Origin of the sequence: Brucella sp. 22210, from assembly GCF_052045675.1 — a bacterium.
In the GTDB taxonomy this organism is placed as follows: Bacteria; Pseudomonadota; Alphaproteobacteria; order Rhizobiales; family Rhizobiaceae; genus Brucella.
On record NZ_JBQEPD010000012.1, the window covers coordinates 97,728 to 123,832 of the forward strand.

The following is a 26,105-nucleotide window of genomic DNA, read 5'->3' on the forward strand; positions in this document are numbered from 1 at the left end:
GATTATTTCGAGCGTCTTACCTTCACCGCCGATGGTTTGGGACTGTCGGCGGCAATGGGCTTGTCCTTTTGCTCTTCGGCAAGCAGTGACCATGCGGCAATGAACATGGCGGCAATCAATGGTCCAATGACGAAGCCATTGATACCGACCAGCGAAATGCCGCCAACCGTCGAGATCAGAACCACATAATCCGGCATGCGCGTGCCCTTGCCGACCAGCGGCGGGCGCAGCAAATTATCCACGAGACCGATAACCAGCGTTCCGATCAGAACGAGAATGACGCCCTTGCCCCAGTCTCCGCTGACAAAGAACCACACGGCGGCAGGCACCCAGACAAGCGCCGCACCGACCGCTGGCAGTATGGAGAAGAAGGTCATCATCACGCCCCACAACAGGGCTGCCTCAATCCCCAACAGCCAGAAGGCAATGCCACCGATAGCGCCCTGAATGATCGCGATAATGATGTTACCTTTGACCGTCGCGCGGATAACTGCGGTGAATTTTTCCAGAAACTGGCGCGTATAATCGTCGCTCAGGGGAATGGCCTGCCGGATTCTGCGTCCAAGGTCCGCACCGTCGCGGAACAGGAAGAACAGCAGATAGAGCATGATGCCGAAGCCGATGAAAAATTGCAGCGTGTTCTGGCCGAAGCTGACGAGACGACCAGCGAAAAGCTGGCTGCCCTGCAGAATTGTCGCTGAAATACGTGACCGCCATTCGGCGAAACTGCCAAGCTCGAAGCGCTTGAGCCAGTCTTCCAACGAATCCGGCAGCACGGAAAGAATGCTGGTGATGTAGCTGTTAAGGTCGAATTCGCGGCTGCTCAACCGTTGGTACAGGGAGTTTCCCTCCTGAACCAGCGAGCTGAAAATGATCAGCACCGGAATGATGACCAGACAAATACACATCAGCACCGACAGGAAGGCTGCAAGATTGCGCCGCCCGCGCAGAAGCCGCACGAGATATTGCTGAACGGGATAGAAGATGACGGCGAGAATAACCGCCCACAGGACCGCAGTGTAATAAGGGATAAGCAGCCAGGCGAAGGCGATCGTGACGAGCGCCAGAAGAATATAGAAACTAACGCGCTGGACGGACATATTCACTCACCGACATTGTCTTGGGAGTCGACCCTGCCCAAAATCTGCTTTTTATTCAATAGCGTATTTCCGGCAGAGCCTTGAGAGGCAGCGCCGGAAACAGCTAAAAACAGGAACATCTGGGCCTATTAAGATGTCAGGCTGCGGCTCGAATGGAAGATGTCGCCGCTTGCGGTAAAACACGCGCAATGACGCTGAGAAGATCGCTTTTCGACACGACGCCGACCACAAATCTGTTTTCGTCCACGATCACCGCCACATGGGTGAGACCATCGGTCAGAACTGGAAGCAGGCTCAATGCAGCATCATCCGGCCCAGCCGTAATGGCCGGGATCACATGATCTTTCAGGCTTTCACCGGGCTGGATCAATTCACGCAGGCCAACCATGCCAGTCAAACGCCCATCGGAACCCGTCACAGGCAAGGTCAGGATACGATGGCGCAACAGCAGATTACGCGCCTGATCGGCGGAATCGGTTTCACCAATGCTGATCACATCGCGCGACATGATGTCGGCGCAAGTCAGATCACCATGGGCGCGGATCGATGCCTGTAGCTCAACCTGTCGCAACAACCGGCCAAGGTCGTTGCGGTCGATGTCGTAGCTCTCATCCAGCGTGTTCAGTGCCTCATCGATATCCTCTTCCCGGATGCCCGTTCGCACTGAAGGAGGCAAGTCCTTGGTCTCGTGCAGGCTCACTGGTGCAGCCGCCGCATTATGCGGATATTTCCGCCGGGCAAGCTTGTGGAACAGGATACCCACTCCCACCAGCAGACACGAATTGAACCCGACCGGCACGAGCGGAAACCACAGGCCCCAGCTTGCGACCGCCTGACCGCCCAGCACAGCCGTCAGCGCAGCAGCGCCGCCGGGTGGATGCAGACTGCGGGTTACGGACATGGCGGCGATTGCAAGCGCAACGCCAAGCCCGATAGCAAGAGCCGGGTCGCTGACATAGCGAGCGACAATCACCCCTACCAGCGCAGAAATCGTATTACCGCCGATGATAGACCATGGCTGCGCCAGTGGACTGTTCGGCACGGCAAACAGCAGCACTGCCGATGCGCCGATGGGTGCAACGATCAACGGCAGATGCGGGCCGTTGCCCAGCAGAAGACCCGAGACAAAACCGGTGAGAGCGATGCCAACCAGCGCGCCAATGCAGGCAATGGCGCGCTCGCGCAGCGTTGCGCCCGCAAGAAGCGGATTAAACAGCCGGAATCGCGACACAGGCGACCCGTTATGGTCAGGAGATTTCTGTCGGGTCATGTCACACTACAGCCAGAGGCGGCCTGTCTATTCCGAGCTTTCCCGGGAACTGCAACAGATCCCGCTATTGATGAGCGTGAGTATCCTGTCTCCGACATATGCGAACAAGAAAGCAAATCCGTATGTATCGGAGGGGAAAAGAAAATTCTTCCGCTACTGAAAGCTTATCAAGAATATCGGTCTCACCAGCATTTCCGTTCCCAATAGCATAAGCCCGACGAGAAACCAGAGGCGAAACCGTTCCGGACTTATTTTCTGGCGAAAAACCTGCCCAAGTGCCATGCCGGCCAGCGCTGGCAGGACGGCGGCGAGCGAAATGAGAAGAATATCGCCGCTATAGGCCTGACGCGACGAAAGCCCGATGGCCAACGCAATGGTCGACACTGTAAACGACAATCCCAATGCCTGCACCAGATCGTCTTTCTTAAGCCCCAGCGCCTGAAGATAGGGAACAGCGGGGATGACGAACACGCCGGTCGCACCGGCGATCAAGCCAGTCAGAAGACCGATCAGCGGCGAGAGCCAGACTTCGTGCCGAGCCGCTACGTGCCACTGCCGTGCGAGCAGCGTATACCCCGCATAAACGACCAGACATGCACCGAGAAGCGCGGTAGTCAGGCTCGTCTCGCCATCGACCAGCATGAAGGTGCCGATCCACGTTCCGGCTATGATTGCCACCATCATGGCCCAAAGGCGCAGAGCCAGCGCACGAAAACTCGGCCCGGCCAGAAGCTGCCAGACATTCGTAATGAATGACGGGACGATAAGCAGGCTTGCTGCTGTCAGCGGTGAGATCAGTGCCCCCAACACGCCCATGGCAACGGTTGGCAATCCCATGCCGGTCAGGCCTTTGACGAAGCCAGCGCCGAGGAAAGTGAGGATAATCGTGACGATAAGTGCAACTGATTGGGTCATGCTTCCGCTATAGAGAAATCCCCTTTTTGCGAAATGCGGAAGTTCCATATTCTGCCTTCGGCTTTACCGAAGGCAGAATATGGGCGATAAACAAGCATGCGTTTCGACCTTACAGACCTTCGCCTTTTCATCGCCGTTGCCGACGCCGGAAGCATTACGCACGGCGCTGCGGAAGTGGGACTCGCCCTGCCCTCCGCAAGCGAACGCCTGCGCGATATGGAAACCATTGGCGAGGTCAAGCTTCTCGAACGCGGCAGACGCGGCGTTTCGCTCACTGCGGCCGGGGAAGCGCTTGCGCATCATGCGCGTATCGTATTGCGCCAGATGACCGACATGCATACCGATCTGATTACCCATGCCAAGGGCATGCGTTCAACCGTGCGCGTGGCGGCCAATACCGCCTCTGTAACCGAATACCTTCCCGCACGCCTTGCCCGGTTTATGGCCGACAATCCGCAAATCGATGTCGAGCTGAAAGAACGGCAGAGCGCGGAAATCGCAAGGTCTGTTTCCGGTGGTTTTGTCGAGATCGGCATATTGTCGGATGCTGTCGACACTGCGGGGTTGGTTCTCCTCCCCTTCACCATGGACAGGCTGGTTCTCATTACAAGACCAGACCATCCCCTTGCCGCGAGAAAATCGACCTGCCTTGCCGATGTCCTGCATGAACCGTTTATCGGGCTCTATTCAGGTGCACTCTACGATCACATCGAAGCCCATGCGGCACGTCTGGGCGTCAAGCTGAAGACGCGCACGCGGCTGCGTACATTTGAGAGCATCTGCCCGATGGTCGCCGCAGGCGTCGGTCTGGCAATCATTCCGGAACTGGTTGCACATCGTATGATGACAGCAACCAGCATCGTGCCAATCCCTCTGACGGATGCATGGGCCACACGGCACCTGTCGCTGTGCATACGCTCGCTGGACGAACTGACCTCATCGGCGCGTGCGCTGATCGAACATCTGTCAGAAGAGCGCCCGCTGGACAGCGAGAACTTCCCGACGATTTAATCTCTACCGGATCGCTCTAGAAAACTTGCGGAGCCGTATCCTCTTGTCTATCACACGGCATCAAAGAACATGTCGTTTGGAAGCCGATGGCCACGCAGGACAAAGCAATCATCAGGACGGTTGGCGTTTCCGTCAGTTTTGACGGCGCGACGGCTCTGAATTCGGTCGATGCCTCGGTTCAGGCCGGGCGCATAACCGTCATTTGCGGCGCCAATGGTTCGGGCAAAAGTACGCTCTTGCGCAGCATGGCGCGCCTTCAGACGCCAACGAGCGGTCAAGTCCTTTTCGACGGGGAAGACATCAACCGTCTAAGGCGTATTGATCTCGCCCGCAAGATCGCCGTGCTGGGGCAAATGCCGGAAGTCCCCGCTGGCCTGACCGTAGAAGAGCTGGTCGAAAACGGACGTCATCCGCATCGCGGCCTGTTTTCCCGTCTCGGCGACCATGACCGCCAGGCTATCGAACGCGCCATCACGCAAACGGGCCTGCATGCCCTGCGTCATCGTCAGGTGGCTTCTCTCTCCGGCGGCGAACGCCAGCGCGCCTGGGTGGCGTTGGCTCTCGCACAGGAACCGTCAGTCCTGTTTCTCGATGAGCCGACAAATTTTCTCGACATTCGCCATCAGGCGGAACTGCTGACGCTGCTCAAGCAACTAAACCGCGACCATGGCCTGACCATTGTTGCCGTTCTGCACGATCTCAATCAGGTGCTGGAACTGGCCGACGATGTTATTCTGATGCGCAAAGGCCACTTGATGGCCTCCGGTAGTCCCGAAAGCGTTTTCACAACAGAGCGTCTTAGGGAAGCCTTCGACTTCGACATCGAGGTGACAGTGCATCCGGTTTTGCCGATCCCGTTCTGCATGCCCCGCTGGGTCAATGATCCAACGGTTCAGCCCTCCGCCAAACACGAGCGGAACGCGGAATGACCGCGCATCCTCTGGCATCGAACCAGACAAAAACGGCAACCTTCACTGTAGGCATTGTTGTTCTGGCAATCCTGCTGCTCGTCGCGTTGACAGCTGTCGAACTCGTCATCGGTAGCGGCAATGTCACCTTACAGGATGTCTTGCAGTCACCATCGCGCCCGCAATCCCTGGCGCAGATCATCATCGAGACCATTCGCCTGCCCCGCGCAGTTGCAGCTATATTGGTCGGCGCAGCCCTTGCCGCCGCAGGCACGGTAATGCAAACCATTTTGCGCAATCCACTTGCCGCACCGGACATTCTGGCGGTCACCAGTGGCGCACAATTGGCATTGGTTATATCCAGCCTGCTGCTTCCCTTTGTCTTTCCGGGCTTTCTCGCCACAATCATCGGCGGTGCGCTTGGCGGAACATTATGCCTGCTGGTCGGCGGGGGATTGCGCGCGCAAGCGGTTCGGCTTGCACTGGCGGGTGTAGCGGTCTCACTGTCCTTTTCGGCGCTCTCCTCCGCCATCATCCTGATTGCGGATGATCGCGCATCCGGCATCATCCTTTGGTCGTCAGGCATGCTGGAACAGACCGGCTGGAGCAAGGTTGCGCCGCTCGCTCCCTTTATCGTCGCCGCCATTCTGCTGCTCGTTGCCCTCGCCCGCCAGTTCGATGTTATGGCGCTCGGCAGCGACATGGCGGCAAGCCTTGGGCTCGGCAAAGCGACTGCGCTGATCGGCCTTCTTGCAACAATCGTGCTATCGGGCGCCGCCGTTACCATCGCAGGGCCCATCGGCTTCATTGGTCTGGCAGTGCCCAATTTGCTGCGCGCCACTGGCATGGTTCGACACAATGTGCTTTTGCCCGCCGCTTGCCTGTGGGGAGCCGTTGCGCTGCTTTCAGCCGACATTGCAGCACAATGGCTGAGCAGCGCGGGCACAATCATCCCGACAGGTATTCTGGCTGCCTGCTTTGCAGCACCGGCGCTGATCTTCGTATTGCGCCGCATGAAGACTGAAGCAACGGCCAGCCCCACACAGATTCTGGGTAAAACCATATTCAAGCGGCCGACGGTGCTTTATGCGAGCCTCGGCGCGCTTCTGGTCGCAGTTCTTCTCGCCGGGCTACTCTTCGGCGATGGTATCGCCGGACACGACATCGACTGGCAGGTAGTCGAAGCGCTGCGCGCGCCACGCGTATTGATTGCAATGGGCGCAGGCGCTTTACTCGCAGTGGCGGGATTGTTGTTGCAGGCCGTGACGCGCAATCCGCTTTCCGGCCCCGAGACGCTGGGTCTTGCACAAGGCGCAGCGCTTGCAAGCCTCGTCGCACTGCTCGGCGGCATCATTCCCGGAAGCGCTCTTTTTGCTCTCTTCTCGGCAAGCGGCGCCTGCCTTGTGGTTGTACTATTGAGCCTGCTCGGTAAAAACCTGTCGCCGACACGCACGGCGCTGACCGGACTTGCCGTCGCGGCCAGCCTTTCAGCATTGAGCACAATTGTGGTGATTGAAGCGAAGCTTCAGATTGCCGAAGCGCTTGCCTGGCTCGCTGGCTCCACACATGGGCGCAACTGGCAGGATGTGGCAGCACTTGCTCCCTGGCTTCTGCTGATCGCCGTTTCCATGGCATTTGCCAAACGCCTCGACATTCTGGCGCTTGGTCGCGATGCAGCTGAATCGCTCGGCGTCAACACTGCAATCACCCGCTTGTGGATGCTGCTGCTCGCAGCACTTTCCGTGGCGGGCGCGGTGTCCGCTGTCGGTGCGATTGGCTTCGTGGGGTTGATTGCGCCGCATGCAGCGCGCCTTTGTTGCGGCGCACGCTACAGGCATTTGCTGCCAGTGACCGCGCTGATCGGCGCAGTGCTAACAGTTCTGGCCGATATGCTGGGCCGGGCAATCTTCGCACCGCAGGAAATTCCGGCAGGCATCGTAACCGCGTTTATCGGTACACCGCTCTTCATCATGCTCATGCGCAAACAATCGCGCTAATTGCCAATCTGACAATAAAAGCGCCCGAGCTCAAAGAAGAACCCGGGCGCTGATCATTGAGTGAAGACGGCATTCACCGTCCTAATTCTCGTGCTCGAATTACCGAGCAGCCATCACACCAGCGATAAGACCGGTCGCCGCAGTAATCAGAATATACTGATTGTCGACCTTGACCCAATGCTGGCCCTTGCCCGGAGCACGAAGTCCATAGCGCTTGTAGTCGGTGACTTGGCTATGACGCGAATTGTTGAAACGCTGCCCCTTAGACCAGCCCTTGGCGGACTGCTTCTTGGCCTGAACCTGATGAACCGCTGGCTTGCGCTGAGGCTGGTTATCACGAGCCTGCGCCAAAGGCGCGCCAATGAACGACAGAGCAACAGCTGCGAGTATGATCTTCTTGAACATGATATTCTCCTTTTCGTGATGAACTCACGCTACCCAACCCGCGATGAACAATAAATGAATGGAAACAATAATAATCATTAAATAAAATCAATGTTCTCATTCAAGAAATAAGCCGAATTTTAATCTTAAAACTTTCAAATCGATATATGATATTTTAGTATATAATATACATATATAGAAATGCTTTGTATTTCTAAGAAATCAACTATCATTTTGAACTTATAATACAGGAATAAAATTCAGATCTTCATTCAGACAACTGCCATTGAAACCAAAACTGGCTTTGAGCGCGGAGCAGAAACAAACAAGTGGAAACAATGGCGGAGGGGGTGGGATTCGAACCCACGGTACAGTCTCCTGCACGCCGGTTTTCAAGACCGGTGCCTTAAACCGCTCGGCCACCCCTCCAAGTGATTGTTATGATTTCTTTTCCTTGAGACGGGAAAAGCCGCAAATCAGTGATTTGCCAACCAGTCACTTAATGGCTGACTTCTTAGCAGCTTTTATCGCCGCGTCAACTTGCTCGAAGCCGTTCTGTACGATCTCTCAGGTGGATAGCTTCACGCCCAAATAACAAAAAAGGCCGGGGCGAAAACGCACCGACCTTCCTGATCCATCGCTTTCCTACCAGTGCCAGTACATCCGTGGTCAAAAGCATCAAACGATGGCGGCTATAGCGAGCAACAGACGCGTCCAGCGCTCTTAAGCTATGCCGATGACAGCGATATAGGTGGCCAATGTGTTCAAAACAAGTCCACGGCGCAAAAAATAATGCCCGTGACAGCGCTAATCACCATCACGGTCTTGCCCGCGCGACATAGTAAGGGTGCAATCCCAGATAGGCCATGATGATAAGAGCACCAAGCCCATAGGCCAGGACATCGAGCCAATCAGGTGTTGCGCCAAGAATTATTCGCAAAGCGCGGTTCGCAATCTGAACATCGTTGACCTTGGCCAGATATTGCCCAAACTCCACAAAAGCGCCGACGAAAAATGCGACAGCCGCCAATATGAACCGGTTGCCGTCAATACCAGTGCGGAGAACCGCATAGACAAAAATGACAGCGACCACATCCCCGGCGAAGCTTCTTATCCAGCCCAATTCAGCGCCAAACATTGCCAGCGCCGACAAGGATACAAAAATAATAATCGCCACGATGAACGAAATAAAAGAAAACCGGAAATGCAATTCCTAATCCTATCGACCCTCTATGACGATTTCACCAAATCAAATTGATGATATTCGCTCTCATTCATTTCCATATATTTCTATAGTTCTTTCATGAATCCGAATTTCCCGAGAATATTATATTCTGTTATTTCATCTCCTCAGAAACATTCTTTTACAATACGGTCCAAAACTGGCCTTTCTATTGCTCTATCCAATCCTCGCTAAGACTAACGAGGATATTAGATATGAAGCAGTTCATTGCAGCAGCCATCGCCGTCTCCTTTCTTGCAACACCGGCAGCCTTTGCCGCGCAGGGCGTCCTGCCCCTGAAGCAAGAACAAAAAGGAAAGGACCAGAAGTCCGCAGCGACCAAGAAGGCCGATCCCAAGGCCCAGGACAAAGGCGCTGACAAAAAGAACGTTCCGCACAAATAATCGAGCGTACAGGGCGAGCGCAATCGGGATTCATGAGGATTGTCGCAGCCCTGCATGTTTTCCGGTCTTCACCGGAGAGCTTCGCGCCGGGTGCGTTCAATAAAACACCGGCCGGCGGCAGATCGCCGGCTGACAGCAATTTCGCGCCCCTCATCGCTACGACTGATTAAGACTTCGCTCAAATCAGCGCAAAACCCTCCCCGCAGCAATCAGAAATGCGTGACATCTGCATTTTCTCTGCTTTCGGCCAATTCCATCAAAATTATAACTGTTCTAGGGTTGCCCTCATCGTTAATGAGACGTAAACTTGAGTTAAGTTGTCACCATAAAGGCAAGCCATGAGTCTGGAATCGGTAAAGGCATTTTTCGCTGACAAGGCGCCGGAAGTCGAAATCATCGAATTGCCAACCAGCACTGCCACTGTAGCTCTGGCTGCAGAAGCGCATGGCGTGGAACCGGGCCAGATCGCCAAGACGCTTTCCTTTTCGACCAAGGACCAGACCATTCTCATTGTCACACGCGGCGATGCGCGTATCGACAATCGCAAATTCAAGGATCGTTTCGGCACCAAGCCGCGTATGCTGGATGCCGAAACCGTGCTCGCCGAGACCAGCCACCCGGTGGGTGGCGTTTGCCCCTTCGGCTTGCCAAGCGCCCTTCCAGTCTATTGTGATGTCTCGCTGAAGGCTTACGAGGAAGTGGTTCCGGCGGCGGGGGCAACCAACAGCGCGGTTCGTATCGCACCAGACAGGATGGCAACATTGGTCACCGCCGAATGGATCGACGTTTGCCAGTGAAACTCAAACCGGGCACGGGAGGGCTCGCTATGCGAAAAAATTCGACTCGTTTTTTCCACTTTAAATATGGGAAAAGACTTTCTATATATTAAGAACGATTCTAAACTGGATCATCAAAGAAATCCGGCTTCCATACATATGCCATAAGCGGAGAGCGTTATCGACGCGGGTGATGTGGAACTGAAACCGGAATTTCAGTCCAGATTTTGGAACCGGAATATAAGAGCGAGGGCATTTTCCGACCTGACTTGGTCGGGTTTGAAAATGCTCTGGGACGTGCTGAAAGGAACTCTCATGCGCCTTACTCGCCAGACGAATTATGCCGTTCGGATACTCATGTATTGTGCCGCGAATGAAGGCAAGCTGAGCCGCATTCCGGAAATCGCTCGCGCTTATAGCGTTTCGGAGCTGTTTCTTTTCAAGATTCTACAGCCGCTCGTGGAAAACGGGCTGGTTGAAACTGTACGTGGCCGCAATGGTGGTGTGCGTCTTGGCCGTGCAGCCAACGACATAAGCCTGTTCGATGTTGTGCGCGTCACCGAAGAAAACTTCGCCATGGCGGAATGCTTCGAGAACGATGCGACCGAGTGCCCACTGGTCGATAGCTGCGCCCTGAACTCAGCTCTGCGTGAAGCGCTGAACGCCTTCTTCGGCGTGTTGATGAAATACAGCATCTCAGACCTCGTAAAGGCCCGTCCGAATGTGCGCGCCCTGCTCGGTCTTGAAGAGATGGAAGAACAGCGCGTCGCGAGCTAAGCTCATAAGATAGCGCAAATCAAAAGGTCCGGTGAAAACCGGACCTTTTTTAATGTGCCTGCCTTTATTCGGCGGCAGCGCGATAGGCCGATTGTGGCAACACGAACGGCACACCCTGCGCAGGCGGCACCCCTACCCGCAGCGCGCATTCATAAACACGCTCCAGCCGCTCGTCGGTCAGCGCTTCTTGCGGCGTGCCGATTGTATCAAGCTTGCCCTGACATATGACCGCGATCCGGTCGGCAAACATCGCCGTGAGATTGAGATCATGCAGAATGGCGATCACGCCACCGCCTTCAGCGGCAAAATCCCTGGCAATTTCCATCACGACGATCTGGTGCCGGATATCGAGGCTTGAAATCGGCTCATCCAGAAAAAGATACCGTGCGGAGCCGTCAACAACCGGCATCCAGACCTGACACAACACGCGGGCAAGCTGCACCCGTTGCTGTTCGCCGCCGGAAAGCTCCTGATAGAGCCTACCGCCAAAGCCGCCAAGATCTACCCGCTGCAAGGCTAGATCGGGCAAGCCGGTCTCAAGATCACGCGACAAGCCGCTGTAACCGCCGGTCAAACCGATGCCGACGATCTCACGCACCGTGAAGGGAAAGGACAAGGCGCTGGCCTGCGGCAGCACCGCACGGCGGGCCGCCATTTCCCATGGCTTGAAATCCGCAAAGGGCCGACCGTCCAGCAGTGCTTCACCCGTGAACGGCGCATCGCCCGACAGTGCGCGCAAGAGTGTCGTCTTACCCGATCCATTCGGGCCGACAATTGCCGTTATCTCACCGGCGCGCGCCGTGAAATCGATATTCTCGATGATCGACTTGCCCGAGAGGCGAACGCTGAGTGACCTGGTTTCAATCATGACAACCTCACAGATCAAGAAGGCCGCGCTGACGCAGCAATATCCAGAGGAAGAACGGCGCACCGCACATGGCGGTTATGATGCCGATGGGCAGTTCCGCCGGTGCAACGATGGTGCGGCTGACCGCATCGGCAAGCAGAAGCAGGATAGCGCCCAGCAGCGCCGACGCGGGCAGAAGATAGCGATGATCCGGGCCGATGCTGAGACGCAGCATATGCGGCACCACGATTCCGATAAACCCGATGCCACCGGCTACCGCAACTGTCGCGCCGGTGGCCGCAGCAACGGTGACGATGGCGACATTCTTGATGCGCTGCACCTGAATGCCGAGATGTCCAGCAGCGGCTTCGCCCAGTGCAAGAGCATTGAGACCACGCGCCAGCATTGGCGCTGCAATCAGCACCACCGCTATGATCGGCCCGGCAGCAACAATCTTGCTCCAGGTCGCGCCCGCAAGTGAACCAAGCCCCCAGAAAGTGAGATCCCGCAACTGGCGGTCATCAGCCATGTAGACCAGAACGCCGGTTGCAGCACCCGCCAATGCGCCAAGCGCAATGCCCGCCAAAAGCATGGTGGCAACCGATGTGCGCCCGCGCCGCGTTGCAACCCGGTATAGCAACAAGGTTGTGGCAAGCCCGCCGAAGAAGGCCGCCAATGGCAATGCGTAGATGCCCAGAACCGCGATAACCGGCGCCAGAACGCTGCCGCCGAGCACGATCATAGATACAGCGCCGAGACTGGCGCCCGACGCTACACCCACCAGACCGGGATCAGCCAGCGGATTGCGGAACAACCCCTGCATGACGGCACCGGACACGGCAAGTCCAGCACCGATCAACATGCCGAGGATGATACGCGGCAGGCGGATTTCCATGATGATCAGATGATCACGCTGAAAGGTCTCCGCGCCCTCGCCGCTCACAAATCCACGCAGCAGCGTCAGAATGGAAGCATCCGAAGCACCAGCCGTAAGGCTGAACAGGGCTGTAAGACACAGCGCGACGCCGAGCACGACCAGCACGATGCGCGCGCGCTGCGTGCGATCCCCGGCCTTCTCTTTTGCACCTGTGTTTTTCCGACTGTCTCCGGCTCGATGACGCATGGTGAAGGGCTCTCCGCCTGCCACACGACCTTGGCTGGTCATTTGCTTATTCCTCATGTCGGATGCCTGATCCGATTATTGTCCTGCTGGCGTGTCGTAGAGTTTCGCCGACAGTTCACGAATGGCAGCCCCGCTGCGCGGGCCGAAGCCCAGCAGATAAAGCGCATCCATGGCGACGACATTTTTGGCGCGCCCGGCAGGTGTGCTGGCAATCGCTGGATTCTTCAGAAGGTCAGCCGGGCCGACACCATCGCCGCCGGTGTTCATCATCAAGATCATATCCGGTGCAGCCTTGCCGATGGCTTCGTCGGTCAGCTGCTTGTAACCCGGATATTCGGTAATGACGTTCACACCACCTGCAAGCTTGATCATGCCGTCAGCCGCCGTACCAGTTCCTGATGCCATCAGACGTCCACCAGCACCGTTCAAGACGAACAGCACACGCTTGCGCTGCTCGTGAGCAGCAGCAGCTTTTTCGGCAGCCTGAAGATCACCCGCTACGCTATCCGCCAACGCCTTGGCTTTGTCTTCAAGACCGAGCGCCTTGCCGACAGCTTCGATCTTCGCAATGACGCTCTCGCCGGTATAGTTTTCCGGCACGATAACCATCGGCACCGAGGCTTTCTTCAAAACCTCCAGCGTGTCCTGCGGACCGCTGCCCTGAATGAGCAGAATGCCCGTCGGATTGACCGACAGAACACCCTCCGGTGCAAGCTGGCGCATGTAACCGACATCCGGCAGGGCTTCGGCAGCCGCCGGATAGGTGCTGGTCTGATCGCGCGCGACAAGCATCTTTTCCGCGCCAAGCGCATAGACGATCTCCGTCAGCGGTCCGCCGACAGAGACAATGCGTGATGTATCGGCAAACCGTTCGACGGTATCCGCACCAGCAATGCCGGTACCGATTGACCAAGCCATAGCGGCGACAGCGGCAACGCGCGTAAAACGTGCTGAAATGACAGACATGATGCGCGTCCTATGCAGCGGTCGACCGGGGAAGACGCGGCAGATTTTCGGCAATCATGCGCCAGTCGGCCAGTTCGACCTCGCCTTCATGACGCTCGCCGAAGAACTGAATAATCAGTTCGCCATTGGCGTCATAAGCTTCCAGCGACGTGACGTGACCGTCCTTGGTCGGCTTACGCACGACCCACGCATCGGCGATATGATCGATACGAAGATGCATGTGGAAGGTCGGATCGAGAACATTGAGCCACGGGCCCATCATCTTGATCTCATGGATCGGCCCGGTGTGGATCTGGATACAACCGCGATTGCCGACAAAGCACATGATCGGCAACTGCTGCTGAACAGCATGATTCATCATGGCTTCCACGGATGAAAGATCAACGCGCCACGCGAAATCCTGTCCGGCAAGATGCACAGCCTGATGGCGATCCACGCCAAAATCCTTCAACAGCCCCATGAACTGGTGCACATCAGTCAAAGCGCTCCAGCGTTCGCGGAAGGCATCGGTATCGACAAGCGCAACATTGGCCTTTGCACCTTTCGGCGCAATCGCAGTCGTTTCGATAGAGCCCGACTGATCATCGAGCAGAAGTTCGGTGACAAGCGCCTCATAAGCATCAACATCGGATGCCGGACGCAGATGGATTTTGTGCACCGCTTCACCGGACGCATCGAAGAACTGAAGGCTGCGACGCACTTCTTCGCCGTCTTTCTTACGAACGGCAAAACCGTGCACCCAATGCTTAGGGAAAATACGCAGGTCGATCTGCTTTCCAAGCACGATTGACGCATGCGGGCCCCAAACGGCCTTTTCAAATGGTCCGATCTTTTCGTGCACGACGCTTTCATTGCGCGTCAGCGCCATAACTTCGCCGAGGCTCGAAGCGCGCTTGAGCAATGTCTCGACGTCTGCGCGAATGCGGCGGGCCGAGATGGCGGCATCATCGTCGAGACCGCAATGGGCAGCGACGAAATCGGCTTCAGAAATACCGAGGCTTTGTGCGAAATCGCGTTCGCGCGCCTTCGGGTTGTCCGCCCGTGCCTGGAGAATCTGCTCTGGGGAGGGCTTGGAATGTTGCGTCATGAGAGTCGTGCCTACTTGTTCAAAATGAGCTTGCCTTGGCGGGTAATCTTGAGGCGATAGAGCGATCCGCCGTGCTCTATCCCTACCTCGCGGGAGCCGTCGAAAAGTTCGCGGCTACCATAAGTCTTGATCTGCGCTTCCTTGAGGGTCGCGCGAATCGTCGGCGCGGCGCGTTCACCGGTGCTATCGATCGCCGGACCGTCGATCATGCGGTTGGCAGAACGGTCGGCGGCGTGCCCGCGGGGCAAACGCACTTGCATGTCTATATGAATACGCCTGTTCATTTTCCTGCCTGCCTTTGACTTAAAAGCTTCGCTGGGAAGCCACGTTTTTCACAAAACGATATCCGTCTGTTAGTGACGAAATTGATTTGTTGACATCGTTAGTCATGTTTACTAATCACTGCATTACTGGATTAATCGAGTCAAGTTTAAATCTCGCCCTTCCAGCGCAAGCCACGAAGAATTCGTCTTCGCCAGCCAGCAGAGCAGCTTCCATATTGGAAGCATTCTAAACAATTGAATTCTTAGGCTTTCCTGCCGATTCTCAGGTCGGCGGGAGCACACTTGCGCAGAGGAAATACAGCAATGCGGGCGACTGGTGGGGTACACAAGCGTTCATTCCTGGCGAGCAGCGGGCTCGCCGTCATTCTTGTCGCGATGGCATCGCAGTCACTCGCGCAGGAACAGAAAGCAGCCGAGAGCGAAAGCGACGTCAAGCTGAAGACGATCACCATCAAAGGCGATGGTGCAAAGGGCGATGCGACCTACAATACGCCCGCCGCAGTCAGCACCGTTTCCAGTGAAGAGCTGCGCCGTAATGGCGATGTGAAGCTGGACGATGTGCTGCGCGACAAGCCGGGCGTTTTCACCCGCGTAAACGGCTCTCAGCCGGGTGTTGCCGTCAATATTCGCGGCTTTGAAGGTTCCGGACGCGTTAACATGATGGTTGACGGCGTTCGTCAGAACTTCCGCTTCACCGGCCACGAGGCACAGGGCTTCACCTATGTCGATCCGAACCTTCTCGCCGATATCGACATTTCACGCGGCGCAGTGACCGGCACGGGTGGCGGCGCACTTGCAGGCAGCGTCAATTTCCGCACGCTCGGCGTGGACGATATCGTCCGTCAGGGCCAGCAATATGGTGTCCTCGGACGCGCCTCCTGGGGCAGCAACGGCGTAGGCTTCTCTGAAATGCTGGCCGCCGGTGCGCGCGTCAATTCGATGGGCGTTGCCGCTGCCATCAGCCGTCGCGATTCCAAGAACTACAAGGATGGCGATGGCGTCGAGCAGTCAGATACCGGACAAGAACTGACCTCCGGTCTCGTCAAGACCGAATTTGGTTTCGGCGAAGATCACAAGCTGTCGCTTGGCGGTGTTTTCTACAACAACGACTTTGGCGCCAATTCCTACGACCAGAACGTCAAGAACAAGACGTTCACGGCGAATTACAGCTACAACCCGTCCGATAACGACCTGATCGACCTGCATGTCAACGCTTACTACAACCGCCTCGACATGACCTATTACAACAGCCTGTCCACCGGCCTTCCGGGCAGCGCGACAGGCCGTGGCATCACCGACAAGGGCTATGGTTTCGACATTTCGAACACATCGCGCTTCAATGTCGGCGAAGTCGGCGTCAAGTGGAACTACGGCGTGGAATATTTCCGCGACAATATTTCGGGCGACAATTCCGGCGTCAATCCAGTCGACGGACGCAGCAGCAACGGCGCAGTCTTCTCCGAGACCACCTTCAGCTACGGCATTGTCGACCTGATCGCCGGCCTGCGCTACGACTTCTTCAAAACCTCGGGCAGCGCCGACACTGGGCTGGCTGGCTTTGGCGAAAACGGCGTCTATGACGTCGATATTTCCAAGCAGCGTCTCGATCCAAAAATCACGCTGGCGATCAACGCGACCGACTGGTTGCAGCCATACGTGACCTATTCCCAGAGCATGCGTTCGCCAACGCTTCAGGAAACCATGCTGGGCGGCAACCATCCCGGCTCGACAAGCGTCAGCTTCCTGCCGAATCCGACCCTATCGCCTGAAACCCAGAAGGGCTGGGAAATCGGCGTCAACCTCAAGAAAGACGATCTGTTTCTTGCCGGAGACTCGCTGCGCCTGAAGGCCGATTATTACGACATGGATGTCGAGGACTACATCACGTCCACGTTCAACCCGACCTATCGCAAGTACCAGTTCGTCAATGTCGACGGCACTTCGCAGGTGCGCGGCTTCGAACTCGAAGCGATGTATGACGCAGGCATGGCCTTCGGCGGCATTACATATACCCACTCGAAGTCGGATCTTCCGGCGCAGACCCCAGGTCTCGGCGCAGGTCAGTACATGCCGGATGATGTCTTCTCGGTTAGCGGCGGTGCACGTTTCCTCGAACGCAAGCTGACGGTTGGCGGTCGCTACTCCTATGTTTCTGGTGGCGATACGGTCGATTACACCGGCGTAATCCAGTCCGACAGCTATGGCCTCGTGGATGTGTTCGCCAACTACAAGTTCACCGACAACGTGGACCTGACGCTGAAGGTGAACAACCTGTTCGACAAGAGCTACACGCCATTCCTGAGCACGTCGGGCTCCGGTCAGGGACGTACGTTCCTCGTGGCGACACAGTTCCAGTTCTGATCCGAGGCAAGTGCCCCGGACATGATCTAACCGTCGCATCTTTGAAGGCTGGCCAACCTCTGACCGCGGCTGCGGCCTTCTGATCCCGAGATGTGACGCGGCGCGTGCGGCCCTACCACCGCACGCGCCGGAAATACGAGTTCAGGTTTCTGGCCATGCCGACCAGAAAACCCGCTATAGTCGATCAAAAGCCAGTCCAAACCCAATGGAAAAGGATGAGCCATGTTCATAGCCATGAATCGCTTCAAGGTACGCATCGGCAGCGAGGCCGATTTCGAAGCTGCCTGGAAAAACCGCGATTCCACGCTTTCCGAGCTTCCGGGCTTCGAAACGTTCCACCTGCTGCGCGGCGCGACCAATGAAGAGGAAGGTTATACGCTATATGCTTCCCATACGGTCTGGCGCAGCCGTGACGATTTCACCTTCTGGACCAAGTCCGAACAGTTCCGCGATGCGCACCGCAATGCCGGAACCAATAAGCCGCTTTATCTCGGACCACCGCAGTTTGAAGGCTTCAGCGCCGTCGAAGGCGCATAAGTCACTGTCTCGCCCACCTTTTCCACAAGGTGCGGCGAAATGGCACAGCTTGTGTCGGTGGCGCTTTCGCATCGTTGCCGACGAAGCATTTAAACACCCAATTCATGTGTAAACATGGGTAGTTAACTCATATTTAGAATGATTCTAAGTTATTGTTTTTTAGAACATTTCAAAAACATAGAATTTGACAGATACCCTGCTCCCCAGCCATAACCTGACCTAGTTTGGTGAGTTTAATAGACCACCTAAATAGACCTTTAATGTTCGGGCCTTTAACCCTTGCAATTGGAGGAACCATTGTCCGGTTCATCTTGGCCTCGCGCCACCAGCAAAATAACGCTGCACGTTTCCAGCAGCCGTCTTGAAGTAGAAGTACCGGGCAATCAGGTAAACTTCCTCCATTTTTCGCATTCCGCGCCAGGTTTTTACTGCCAGAATGGCATGGGAGCATTCGTCTCATGCTAGTTTGCAGCTGTAACGTCATTACAGATAAAGATATCGAAGCAGTTGTGATCGAACTTCTCGATCAGGACTGCTGGCAGCTTATCGTTCCCGGCACCGTCTATAATGCCATGTCCAAGCGCGGCCGCTGCTGCGGCTGCTTCCCAAACGTCGTAGAAACGATCATAAGGGTGACTGAAGAGTATCATCTTCGTCACAACCAATTGGACGAAAACGTCATCCAGTTCATGGATCGTGTACGTTCTCTACGCGACAAATTCGGGAGTTCATGGAATGAAAGGCGAACCAAAGGTCATCGAGCGGCTTAACGAGGCTCTGTTTCTTGAGCTCGGTGCCGTCAACCAGTATTGGCTGCATTACCGCCTGCTGAACGACTGGGGTTTCACGCGTCTTGCCAAGAAAGAGCGTGAAGAATCCATCGAAGAGATGCATCACGCTGACAAGATCATCGACCGCATCATCTTCCTCGAAGGTCACCCAAACCTGCAGACTCTCGCACCACTGCGCATCGGCCAGAACGTCAAGGAAGTTCTGGAAGCCGATCTTGCCGGTGAATATGATGCCCGCGCTTCCTACAAGAAGTCGCGTGAAATCTGCGATCAGCTCGGCGACTACGTTTCCAAGCAGCTTTTTGACGAGCTTCTGGCAGACGAAGAAGGCCATATCGACTTCCTCGAAACCCAGCTCGACCTGCTGGCGAAAATCGGTGAAGAGCGCTACGGCCAGCTGAACGCCGCTCCTGCGGACGCAGCCGAATAAGCCTGTTTTTCCAGGTGCTCCGAAGCCGGGACCTCCAGTCCCGGCTTTTTTATTCCCGCGCTGCGGCAACCACTCATGGCATCCAAGCTTTACCTTGGCCCCTTTGTCGTGGTATTGCGCCCGCAATTTCCGAAATTTGCAAGGTTCCCCCAATGAGCGCACCGCGCGTCAGTTTCGTTTCACTTGGCTGCCCGAAGGCGCTGGTCGATTCCGAACGCATCATCACCAGCCTCCGCTCGGAAGGCTATGAAATCTCCCGCAAGCATGACGGCGCCGATCTGGTAATCGTCAATACATGCGGCTTTCTCGATTCCGCACGCGACGAGTCGCTTGACGCCATCGGCCTCGCACTCAACGAAAACGGCAAGGTGATCGTTACCGGTTGCCTCGGCGCGGAACCGGATGTCATTCGCGAACGTCACCCCAACGTGCTCGCCATCACCGGCCCGCAAGCCTATGAAAGCGTGATGAGCGCCGTGCACGAAGCCGCCCCGCCAGCACATGATCCCTTCGTTGATCTGGTGCCGCCGCAGGGTGTGAAGCTCACGCCACGCCATTACGCCTATCTGAAAATTTCTGAAGGCTGTTCCAACCGCTGCTCGTTCTGCATCATTCCGGCGCTGCGCGGCGATCTCGTCTCGCGCCCGATTGATCAGGTGCTGCGAGAGGCCGAAAAGCTGGTGACTGCCGGCGTCAAGGAAATCCTCGTCATTTCGCAGGATACGAGCGCCTACGGCCTCGACATCAAGTATCAGGAAGCCATGTGGCAGGACCGCACGGTTCGCACAAAATTCCTCGATCTGTCGCGCGAACTGGGTGACATGGGCGTCTGGGTGCGGATGCACTATGTCTACCCTTACCCGCATGTCGATGAAGTCATTCCGCTGATGGCGGAAGGCAAAATCCTACCTTACCTCGATATTCCGTTCCAGCATGCTTCGCCTGCCGTTCTGAAAAACATGCGCCGCCCGGCGCATCAGGAAAAGACCTCGCGCCGCATTCAGGCATGGCGCGAAACCTGTCCTGATCTAGCCGTCCGCTCGACTTTCATCGTCGGCTATCCCGGTGAAACCGAAGAAGATTTTCAGCTGCTGCTTGACTGGCTTGACGAAGCCAAGATTGAACGCGCTGGCTGTTTCAAATATGAGCCGGTCAAGGGCGCAAAAGCCAATGATCTCGGCCTCGAACAGGTGCCGGAAGAAATCAAGGAATCGCGCTGGCATCGTTTCATGGCCAAGCAGCAGCAGATTTCCACCAATCTTCTCAAGAAGAAGGTTGGCAAGCGCCTGCCCGTCATTATCGACGAAGCGAACGGCACAGTTGCCAAGGGCCGCACCCGCTACGACGCGCCGGAAATCGACGGCAGCGTGCATATCCAGTCGCGTCGTCCGCTGCGCGTTGGCGACATTGTTACCGTGAAGGTCGAAGCGAGCGACGCATACGATCTGCACGGCATCGCGGTCTAATGGCTGCATCGGCAGCCATTGCCATCAGAAAAGCGACATCGGCAGATGTGGTGGCGATCGTCGCCATGCTTGCCGATGATGCGCTTGGCGCAAAGCGCGAAGACGCCAGCCTGCCATTGCGCGACGAATACAGGAACGCCTTTGCAGCCATCGATGCCGACCCGAACCAGTTTCTGGTGGTCGTCGAGCATGACGGGCGGATTATCGGCTGCATGCAACTGAGCTTCATTCCGGGCCTTTCTCGCATGGGTCAATGGCGCGGCCAAATTGAAAGCGTGCGTATCGCAAGCGATATTCGTGGCGGTGGTATCGGTCGTCAGATGATCGAATGGGCCCTTGAAAAATGCCGCGAACGGGGCTGCGGACTGGTGCAGCTTACGACCGATAAATCCCGTTCCGATGCGCTGCGCTTTTACCAGTCGCTCGGTTTCACCGACAGCCACGAAGGCCTTAAACTGTCGCTTTAGAGCGCGTCTCAATCTGATTGGATCAGATCGGCGCTCTAATCCATTATTTTAACGCGCATCTTGTCCGAAAACCGTTTCACACTTTTCGGGATGCGCTCTAAGAAAGCAGCACAGTCATCTTGATCCAAAAGAAAAAGGGCGCCGAAAGCGCCCTTCTTTTTTAGCCTGTATAAGGGCTTACTGTGGCAGCTTGTCGTCTATGCCCGCGACGTAGAAGTTCATGCCAAGCAATGTCTTGTCGTCAGCATGTTCGCCAGCCTTGAGCCATTCCGAACCGTCCTGCTTCTTGATCGGACCGGTGAACGGCTTCAACTCGCCGGACTTGATCTTGGCCACGGTTTCTTCGGCCATTTTCTTTACGTCATCCGGCATGTTGGTGAACGGAGCCATCTTGACGAGGCCTTCATTCATGCCCCACCAGATGTCCTGGCTCTTCCAGGTGCCGTCGAGAACGGCCTTGGCGCGGTCGATGTAATATGGACCCCATTCGTCAATGGTTGCGCTCAGCTGCGTCTTCGGCGCAAACTTGATCATGTCCGAAGCCTGACCGAAGGCCTTGATACCGCGTTCGGCTGCAACCTGAATGGCGGCAGTGGAATCGGTGTGCTGGGTCAGAATATCGACGCCCTGATCGATCAGCGCCTTGGCGGCATCAGCTTCCTTGCCCGGATCGAACCACGAATTGGCCCAGATGACCTTGACCTTAAAATCCGGATTGATCGACTGTGCACCCAGCATGAAAGCGTTGATGCCCTGCACCACTTCCGGCACCGGCACGGAGGCAATATAGCCTGCTACGCCCTTGGTGGAGAGCTTTGCGGCGATCTGTCCCTGAACATACCGGCCTTCATAGAAACGCGCATTATAGACCGAGACATTGTCGGCGGTCTTATAACCGGTGGCGTGCTCGAACTTCACCTTGGGGAACTTCTTGGCGACCTTGATCGTCGGGTCCATGTAACCGAACGACGTTGTGAAGATCAGCGTGTTGCCAGCGCGTGCCAGACGTTCGATGGAGCGCTCGGCGTCAGCACCTTCCGGCACGTTTTCGAGATAGGTCGTTTCGACCTTGTCGCCGAGAGCCTCGACCAGTTCCTTGCGCGCCTGATCGTGCTGATAGGTCCAGCCGAAATCGCCCGGAGGTCCGATATAGATGAAGCCGATCTTGAGTTTTTCTTCCGCATGCGCCGCGCCGCCGAGCATAAAGCTCGCAGCTGTAGCGAAGGCCATAAGCGTCTTTTTCATGTTCCCTGCACTCCTTGTTGACACCCAATATTCAAAACAAAAGCTGTTGGGAGCAGCGTTCGTTTAACCCCTACCTGTCCGGTACGAACGGCTTGCCGAGCGATGCGGGCGTATTCATCATCGTCAGGCGTTTGTTGCGCGAGATGATCACCAGCACCACGATGGTCGCGATATAAGGCAATGCCGACAACAACTGCGATGGCATGCCAAAACCAAGTGCCTGCGCGTGCAACTGCCCAATGGTGACCGCACCGAAAAGATAAGCCCCGATCAGCACCCGCCATGGCCGCCACGAGGCGAAAACCACCAGCGCGAGTGCGATCCATCCGCGACCGGCCGTCATATTTTCCACCCATTGCGGCACATAGACGAGCGAGAGTTGCGCGCCTGCAAGACCCGCGCAGGCCCCGCCGAACAGCACCGCCAGATAGCGTGTGCGCACCACATGCACGCCAAGCGCATGGGCGGAGCCGTGGCTGTCGCCAATGGCGCGCAAGGTGAGACCCGCACGCGTGCGAAAAAGGAACCACGTCACGCCAGCGACCAGCAGCAGCGAGAAATAGAAGATAGGATCCTGCCCGAACAGGAACCGTCCGACCAGAGGAATATCCGTGAGATACGGAATATAGATCGCGTCAAGCCGCACGCCGGGAATGCCGACAAAGCTTTCACCCAGCATGGCCGAAGCGCCGATGCCCAGAATGGTCAGTGCAAGTCCAGTCGCCACCTGATTGGTGACGAGTGTGAGCGTCAGGAAACCGAAAATGGCTGAAAACAAGGTGCCAACGGCAATGCCCGCCAAAAGGCCGAGCCAAGCCGAACCGGTGAGCTGCGCTGCGGCAAAACCGGAAACAGCGCCCATCAGCATCATGCCTTCAACGCCGAGATTGAGTACGCCGGAACGTTCCACCACCAGTTCGCCAATCGCTGCGATCAGCAGCGGCGTTGCAGCGGTGGCAATTGTGAGGAGAATGGCCTGGGTCAGTTCCATCGGATCAGGCCTTTCCCGCTTTGCGCGCGCTGACAAAACGAATGCGGTAGAGAATGAGCGTATCACAGGCGAGCACGAAGAACAGGATCATTCCCTGGAACACGCGCGCCGATTTTTCTGAAATGCCAATGGCTACCTGCGCCGCCTCGCCGCCGAGATAGGACAGCGCCAACACAAGCCCCGCCGCGATAGCGCCAAGCGGATTGAGACGCCCCAGAAACGCGACAATGATCGCGGTGAAACCGTAGCCCGGCGAAATCACCGGACGAAGCTGCCCGATAGCACCGGATGTTTCCGCAATACCGGCAAGCCCGGCCAGCGCGCCCGAAACAGCAAAGACAAAGAAAACCAGCTTGCCCGAGCCGAAACCTGCAAAGCGCCCGGCTCGTGGGCTCTGGCCAATAACCTTGACCTCGAAGCCCTTTAGCGTGTGTTTGAGCATAAACCAGACCAGCACGGCGGCAATCAGCGCCAGAATGAAGCCCCAATGAGCGCGGCCTGATTCACTCCAGATTTCCGGCAGAATAGCGCTTTCATTAAACTGGCGCGTTTCCGGGAAGTTGTAGCCTTCCGGGTTGCGCCACGGTCCGCGCACCAGCCAGTCGAGAAAGAGCTGTGCGACATAGACCAGCATCAGGCTCGTGAGAATTTCGTTCGTGTTGAACCGCACCTTGAGGAAGGCCGGAACCGACGCATAGGCCGCACCGCCCGCCATGCCCATCAGCATCATCAGCGGTAGAACAATCCACGACTGAAAGTCGGGAAACAACACCGGCAAGATGGAGCCTGCGACGGCACCCATGATGAATTGCCCTTCGGCACCGATATTCCAGTTGTTCGACAGAAAGCAGACGCACAGGCCCACCGAGATCAGGATCAGCGGCGCGGCCTTGACCAGCAATTCATGCCAAGACCAGATATCGAACAAAGGCTCGACGAAGAACACGTACAGCGCGTTGAAAGGGTCTTTGCCCATCAAGGCAAAGGCGAGTCCCCCGAAAATGAAGGTAAGCGCCAAAGCCAGCAAGGGCGACAAGGCGCTGAAAAGCTTCGACGGCTGCGGCCGTTTGACGAGTTCGATCCGCATCAGGCTGCACCCGCTTCTGCTTCACCGGAAATGCCGCCCATCAGCAGGCCTATCTTTTCAAGGGTCAGTTCAGCAACAGGCATAGGCTCCGAAAGCTGACCGTGATTCATGACAGCAATCCGATCGCTGATTTCAAAGAGTTCATCGAGATCCTGGCTGATGACGAGAACGGCGGAACCGGAACGCGCCATATCCACAAGGGCTTGCCGGATATGGGCTGCCGCGCCCGCATCGACACCCCATGTCGGCTGGTTGACGACCATGACCGATGGAGACCGGTCGAGTTCGCGACCGATGATGAATTTCTGCAAATTGCCGCCGGACAATGCAGAAGCTGGCGGATTTTCCGCGCTTTTGCGTACATCCATGCGCTCGATGATACGCCGGGCGGCGGAATGCAGCGCGCTTTCGGCAATCAATTTCAGTGCACCGCCACGCAAGAAGGCTTTCGCGTCGGTCTTATAGCGTGACAAAAACAGATTATCGGTCAGCGGCAGCGATGGCACAGCACCATGGCCGAGCCGCTCTTCCGGCACGAAAGCCGCACCCATCATGCGCCGGTCGCTGATGCCAAGCCTGCCCGCATCCTTGCCGCGAATGCGCACGGTCGAGGCCGCAGATTGCAGCACTTCACCGGAAATCGCCTCGAAGAACTCGCCCTGCCCGTTGCCCGCAACGCCTGCAATGCCGACAACTTCGCCTGCCGCCACCGAAAGCGAGATATTCTTCAGCGCCGTGGAGAATGGTCCGCGTGGCGGCTGAGACAGTGACTTGATATCAAACAGCGCTTCGGTCCGTGTTGCCGGAGCATCCATCGGGGTGCGGGCCACGACTTTGATGTCATTACCAACCATCATGCGGGCGAGCGATGCCGCCGTTTCCTTGCGCGGATCGCAATGCCCCACCACCTTGCCGTGGCGCAACACCGTCGCGCGGTCGCAGAGGCGCTTTACCTCTTCCAGACGGTGGCTGATATAGAGGATAGATTTGCCTTCAGCCTTCAGCCGCTCCAGCGTTTCAAACAGGCGGTCGGCTTCCTGCGGCGTCAGAACCGAGGTCGGCTCATCCAGAATGATCAGGTCAGGTTCCTGCAGCAGACAGCGTACGATTTCGATGCGCTGGCGCTCACCGACCGAAAGGTCGCCGACATGGGCCTGCGGATCAACCGGCAAGCCATAAGTCTTGCCGACTTCACCCGCTCGCTTCGCCACATCCGACAAGGACAGCGAATGATCCAGCGACAGGGCGATATTTTCTGCGGCAGTCAGCGAGTCGAACAGCGAAAAATGTTGAAAAACCATGCCGATGCCGAGTTTTCTTGCGGCGGCAGGTTCACCAATGACAACGCTCTGGCCTTTCCAGACGATTTCGCCTTCAAGCGGCTGCAAAGCACCGAACAGCATCTTGACGAAAGTGGATTTTCCGGCGCCGTTTTCACCCAGCAGCGCGTGAATTTCACCCTTGGCAATGGTGAGATCAACCCCATCGCAAGCTCTGAGCTGCCCAAATACTTTCGTGAGCCGGCGGACATCCAGAAGAGGCCGGTCGGATAAATTGGCTGACATTATTCCCCAAATGTATTTTTGATCGACCTTATCCAGCAATTTTGCACTTGAAAAGAGCAAAAGCAGGCTCTGCCTAACATATGCACACCGGCGA

At 56.5% G+C, this 26,105-nt stretch carries 26 protein-coding genes and 1 tRNA gene; 12 read left to right on the forward strand and 15 right to left on the reverse strand.

The features are described from left to right. Nucleotides 1-2 precede the first annotated feature (2 nt). From ACTJKP_RS16230 to ACTJKP_RS16240, 3 genes are all read right to left on the reverse strand, one after another. Nucleotides 3-1,100 (reverse strand): AI-2E family transporter, encoded by a 1,098-nt coding sequence (locus ACTJKP_RS16230; RefSeq protein WP_440631389.1) that lies wholly within the window; start codon nt 1,098-1,100, stop codon nt 3-5. A gap of 136 nt (nt 1,101-1,236) precedes the next feature. Then, nucleotides 1,237-2,370: an HPP family protein gene (locus tag ACTJKP_RS16235; RefSeq protein ID WP_440631390.1), complete on the reverse strand. Its 1,134-nt coding sequence runs from the start codon at nt 2,368-2,370 to the stop codon at nt 1,237-1,239. A 153-nt stretch (nt 2,371-2,523) separates the two neighbouring features. Continuing rightward, nucleotides 2,524-3,285, reverse strand: coding sequence for a sulfite exporter TauE/SafE family protein (locus ACTJKP_RS16240; RefSeq protein WP_440631391.1), 762 nt, complete (start codon nt 3,283-3,285; stop codon nt 2,524-2,526). A 96-nt stretch (nt 3,286-3,381) separates the two neighbouring features. Between ACTJKP_RS16240 and ACTJKP_RS16245 the strand changes: the two genes are divergently transcribed. The 3 genes from ACTJKP_RS16245 to ACTJKP_RS16255 all read left to right on the forward strand — a co-directional run bounded on the left by ACTJKP_RS16245 (nt 3,382) and on the right by ACTJKP_RS16255 (nt 7,201). Beyond that, a complete protein-coding gene (locus ACTJKP_RS16245; RefSeq protein WP_440631392.1) occupies nt 3,382-4,296 on the forward strand; it encodes a LysR family transcriptional regulator in 915 nt (304 codons plus the stop codon). 86 nt (nt 4,297-4,382) lie between these two features. Continuing rightward, nucleotides 4,383-5,225, forward strand: coding sequence for an ABC transporter ATP-binding protein (locus ACTJKP_RS16250; RefSeq protein WP_440631393.1), 843 nt, complete (start codon nt 4,383-4,385; stop codon nt 5,223-5,225). Further along, entirely contained in the window at nt 5,222-7,201 is a 1,980-nt protein-coding gene (locus ACTJKP_RS16255; RefSeq protein WP_440631394.1) for an iron ABC transporter permease, read from the forward strand. Before ACTJKP_RS16250 ends, ACTJKP_RS16255 begins: the two co-directional genes overlap by 4 nt. Nucleotides 7,202-7,300: 99 nt before the next feature. Here the strand turns inward: ACTJKP_RS16255 and ACTJKP_RS16260 are convergent, their stop codons facing one another. From ACTJKP_RS16260 to ACTJKP_RS16270, 3 genes are all read right to left on the reverse strand, one after another. Beyond that, a complete protein-coding gene (locus ACTJKP_RS16260; RefSeq protein ID WP_440631395.1) occupies nt 7,301-7,606 on the reverse strand; it encodes an RcnB family protein in 306 nt (101 codons plus the stop codon). A gap of 318 nt (nt 7,607-7,924) precedes the next feature. Beyond that, nucleotides 7,925-8,014 (reverse strand) — tRNA-Ser (locus ACTJKP_RS16265). Nucleotides 8,015-8,402: 388 nt separating this feature from the next. After that, entirely contained in the window at nt 8,403-8,723 is a 321-nt protein-coding gene (locus ACTJKP_RS16270) for a DUF2809 domain-containing protein (RefSeq protein WP_440631396.1), read from the reverse strand. Between the two features lie 299 nt (nt 8,724-9,022). On the opposite strand from ACTJKP_RS16270, the gene ACTJKP_RS16275 reads away from it, so the two are divergent. The 3 genes from ACTJKP_RS16275 (at nt 9,023) to rirA (ending at nt 10,764) form a co-directional block, all read left to right on the forward strand. Then, nucleotides 9,023-9,211, forward strand: a complete 189-nt coding sequence (locus tag ACTJKP_RS16275) for a hypothetical protein (RefSeq protein ID WP_078340368.1) — start codon at nt 9,023-9,025, stop codon at nt 9,209-9,211. Between the two features lie 338 nt (nt 9,212-9,549). Then, the gene (locus tag ACTJKP_RS16280; RefSeq protein WP_078340367.1) at nt 9,550-10,008 is read left to right on the forward strand and encodes a YbaK/EbsC family protein; all 459 of its coding nucleotides are present in this window, start codon (nt 9,550-9,552) and stop codon (nt 10,006-10,008) included. A 294-nt stretch (nt 10,009-10,302) separates the two neighbouring features. Beyond that, nucleotides 10,303-10,764: an iron-responsive transcriptional regulator RirA gene (rirA, locus tag ACTJKP_RS16285; RefSeq protein WP_078340366.1), complete on the forward strand. Its 462-nt coding sequence runs from the start codon at nt 10,303-10,305 to the stop codon at nt 10,762-10,764. Between the two features lie 64 nt (nt 10,765-10,828). Here rirA and ACTJKP_RS16290 read toward each other — a convergent pair whose 3' ends face one another. The 5 genes from ACTJKP_RS16290 to hemP are packed head-to-tail and all read right to left on the reverse strand — an operon-like array spanning nt 10,829 to nt 15,071. Then, nucleotides 10,829-11,632 carry a heme ABC transporter ATP-binding protein gene (locus ACTJKP_RS16290; protein ID WP_440631397.1) on the reverse strand — a complete coding sequence of 268 codons (804 nt, stop codon included), beginning with the start codon at nt 11,630-11,632 and terminating at the stop codon, nt 10,829-10,831. 7 nt (nt 11,633-11,639) lie between these two features. Further along, entirely contained in the window at nt 11,640-12,776 is a 1,137-nt protein-coding gene (locus ACTJKP_RS16295) for a FecCD family ABC transporter permease (RefSeq protein WP_440631398.1), read from the reverse strand. Between the two features lie 33 nt (nt 12,777-12,809). Next, nucleotides 12,810-13,700: a heme/hemin ABC transporter substrate-binding protein gene (locus ACTJKP_RS16300; RefSeq protein ID WP_440631399.1), complete on the reverse strand. Its 891-nt coding sequence runs from the start codon at nt 13,698-13,700 to the stop codon at nt 12,810-12,812. Between the two features lie 10 nt (nt 13,701-13,710). Further along, entirely contained in the window at nt 13,711-14,787 is a 1,077-nt protein-coding gene (locus ACTJKP_RS16305; RefSeq protein WP_440631400.1) for a hemin-degrading factor, read from the reverse strand. 11 nt (nt 14,788-14,798) lie between these two features. Beyond that, a complete protein-coding gene (hemP, locus tag ACTJKP_RS16310) occupies nt 14,799-15,071 on the reverse strand; it encodes a hemin uptake protein HemP (RefSeq protein WP_440631401.1) in 273 nt (90 codons plus the stop codon). A 303-nt stretch (nt 15,072-15,374) separates the two neighbouring features. Between hemP and ACTJKP_RS16315 the strand changes: the two genes are divergently transcribed. The 6 genes from ACTJKP_RS16315 to ACTJKP_RS16340 all read left to right on the forward strand — a co-directional run bounded on the left by ACTJKP_RS16315 (nt 15,375) and on the right by ACTJKP_RS16340 (nt 21,123). After that, entirely contained in the window at nt 15,375-17,432 is a 2,058-nt protein-coding gene (locus ACTJKP_RS16315) for a TonB-dependent receptor domain-containing protein (RefSeq protein ID WP_440631402.1), read from the forward strand. A 222-nt stretch (nt 17,433-17,654) separates the two neighbouring features. Continuing rightward, nucleotides 17,655-17,969 (forward strand): antibiotic biosynthesis monooxygenase family protein, encoded by a 315-nt coding sequence (locus ACTJKP_RS16320; protein WP_440631403.1) that lies wholly within the window; start codon nt 17,655-17,657, stop codon nt 17,967-17,969. Nucleotides 17,970-18,427: 458 nt separating this feature from the next. Then, entirely contained in the window at nt 18,428-18,739 is a 312-nt protein-coding gene (locus ACTJKP_RS16325) for a (2Fe-2S)-binding protein (protein WP_440631404.1), read from the forward strand. Beyond that, a complete protein-coding gene (gene bfr / locus ACTJKP_RS16330; RefSeq protein WP_078340358.1) occupies nt 18,705-19,190 on the forward strand; it encodes a bacterioferritin in 486 nt (161 codons plus the stop codon). The genes ACTJKP_RS16325 and bfr overlap by 35 nt, the downstream gene beginning before the upstream one ends. 152 nt (nt 19,191-19,342) lie before the next feature. Continuing rightward, nucleotides 19,343-20,656, forward strand: a complete 1,314-nt coding sequence (gene rimO / locus ACTJKP_RS16335) for a 30S ribosomal protein S12 methylthiotransferase RimO (protein ID WP_078340357.1) — start codon at nt 19,343-19,345, stop codon at nt 20,654-20,656. Next, nucleotides 20,656-21,123 (forward strand): N-acetyltransferase family protein, encoded by a 468-nt coding sequence (locus tag ACTJKP_RS16340; RefSeq protein ID WP_440631405.1) that lies wholly within the window; start codon nt 20,656-20,658, stop codon nt 21,121-21,123. The genes rimO and ACTJKP_RS16340 overlap by 1 nt, the downstream gene beginning before the upstream one ends. A gap of 177 nt (nt 21,124-21,300) precedes the next feature. On the opposite strand, the gene ACTJKP_RS16345 is transcribed toward ACTJKP_RS16340, so the two are convergent. The 4 genes from ACTJKP_RS16345 to ACTJKP_RS16360 all read right to left on the reverse strand — a co-directional run bounded on the left by ACTJKP_RS16345 (nt 21,301) and on the right by ACTJKP_RS16360 (nt 26,011). Further along, nucleotides 21,301-22,368, reverse strand: a complete 1,068-nt coding sequence (locus ACTJKP_RS16345) for a BMP family ABC transporter substrate-binding protein (protein ID WP_440631406.1) — start codon at nt 22,366-22,368, stop codon at nt 21,301-21,303. Between the two features lie 70 nt (nt 22,369-22,438). Continuing rightward, nucleotides 22,439-23,359, reverse strand: coding sequence for an ABC transporter permease (locus ACTJKP_RS16350; RefSeq protein ID WP_280992768.1), 921 nt, complete (start codon nt 23,357-23,359; stop codon nt 22,439-22,441). A gap of 4 nt (nt 23,360-23,363) precedes the next feature. After that, entirely contained in the window at nt 23,364-24,446 is a 1,083-nt protein-coding gene (locus tag ACTJKP_RS16355; protein ID WP_440631407.1) for an ABC transporter permease, read from the reverse strand. Beyond that, nucleotides 24,446-26,011, reverse strand: a complete 1,566-nt coding sequence (locus tag ACTJKP_RS16360) for an ABC transporter ATP-binding protein (RefSeq protein ID WP_440631408.1) — start codon at nt 26,009-26,011, stop codon at nt 24,446-24,448. Before ACTJKP_RS16360 ends, ACTJKP_RS16355 begins: the two co-directional genes overlap by 1 nt. Between the last annotated feature and the right edge of the window lie 94 nt (nt 26,012-26,105).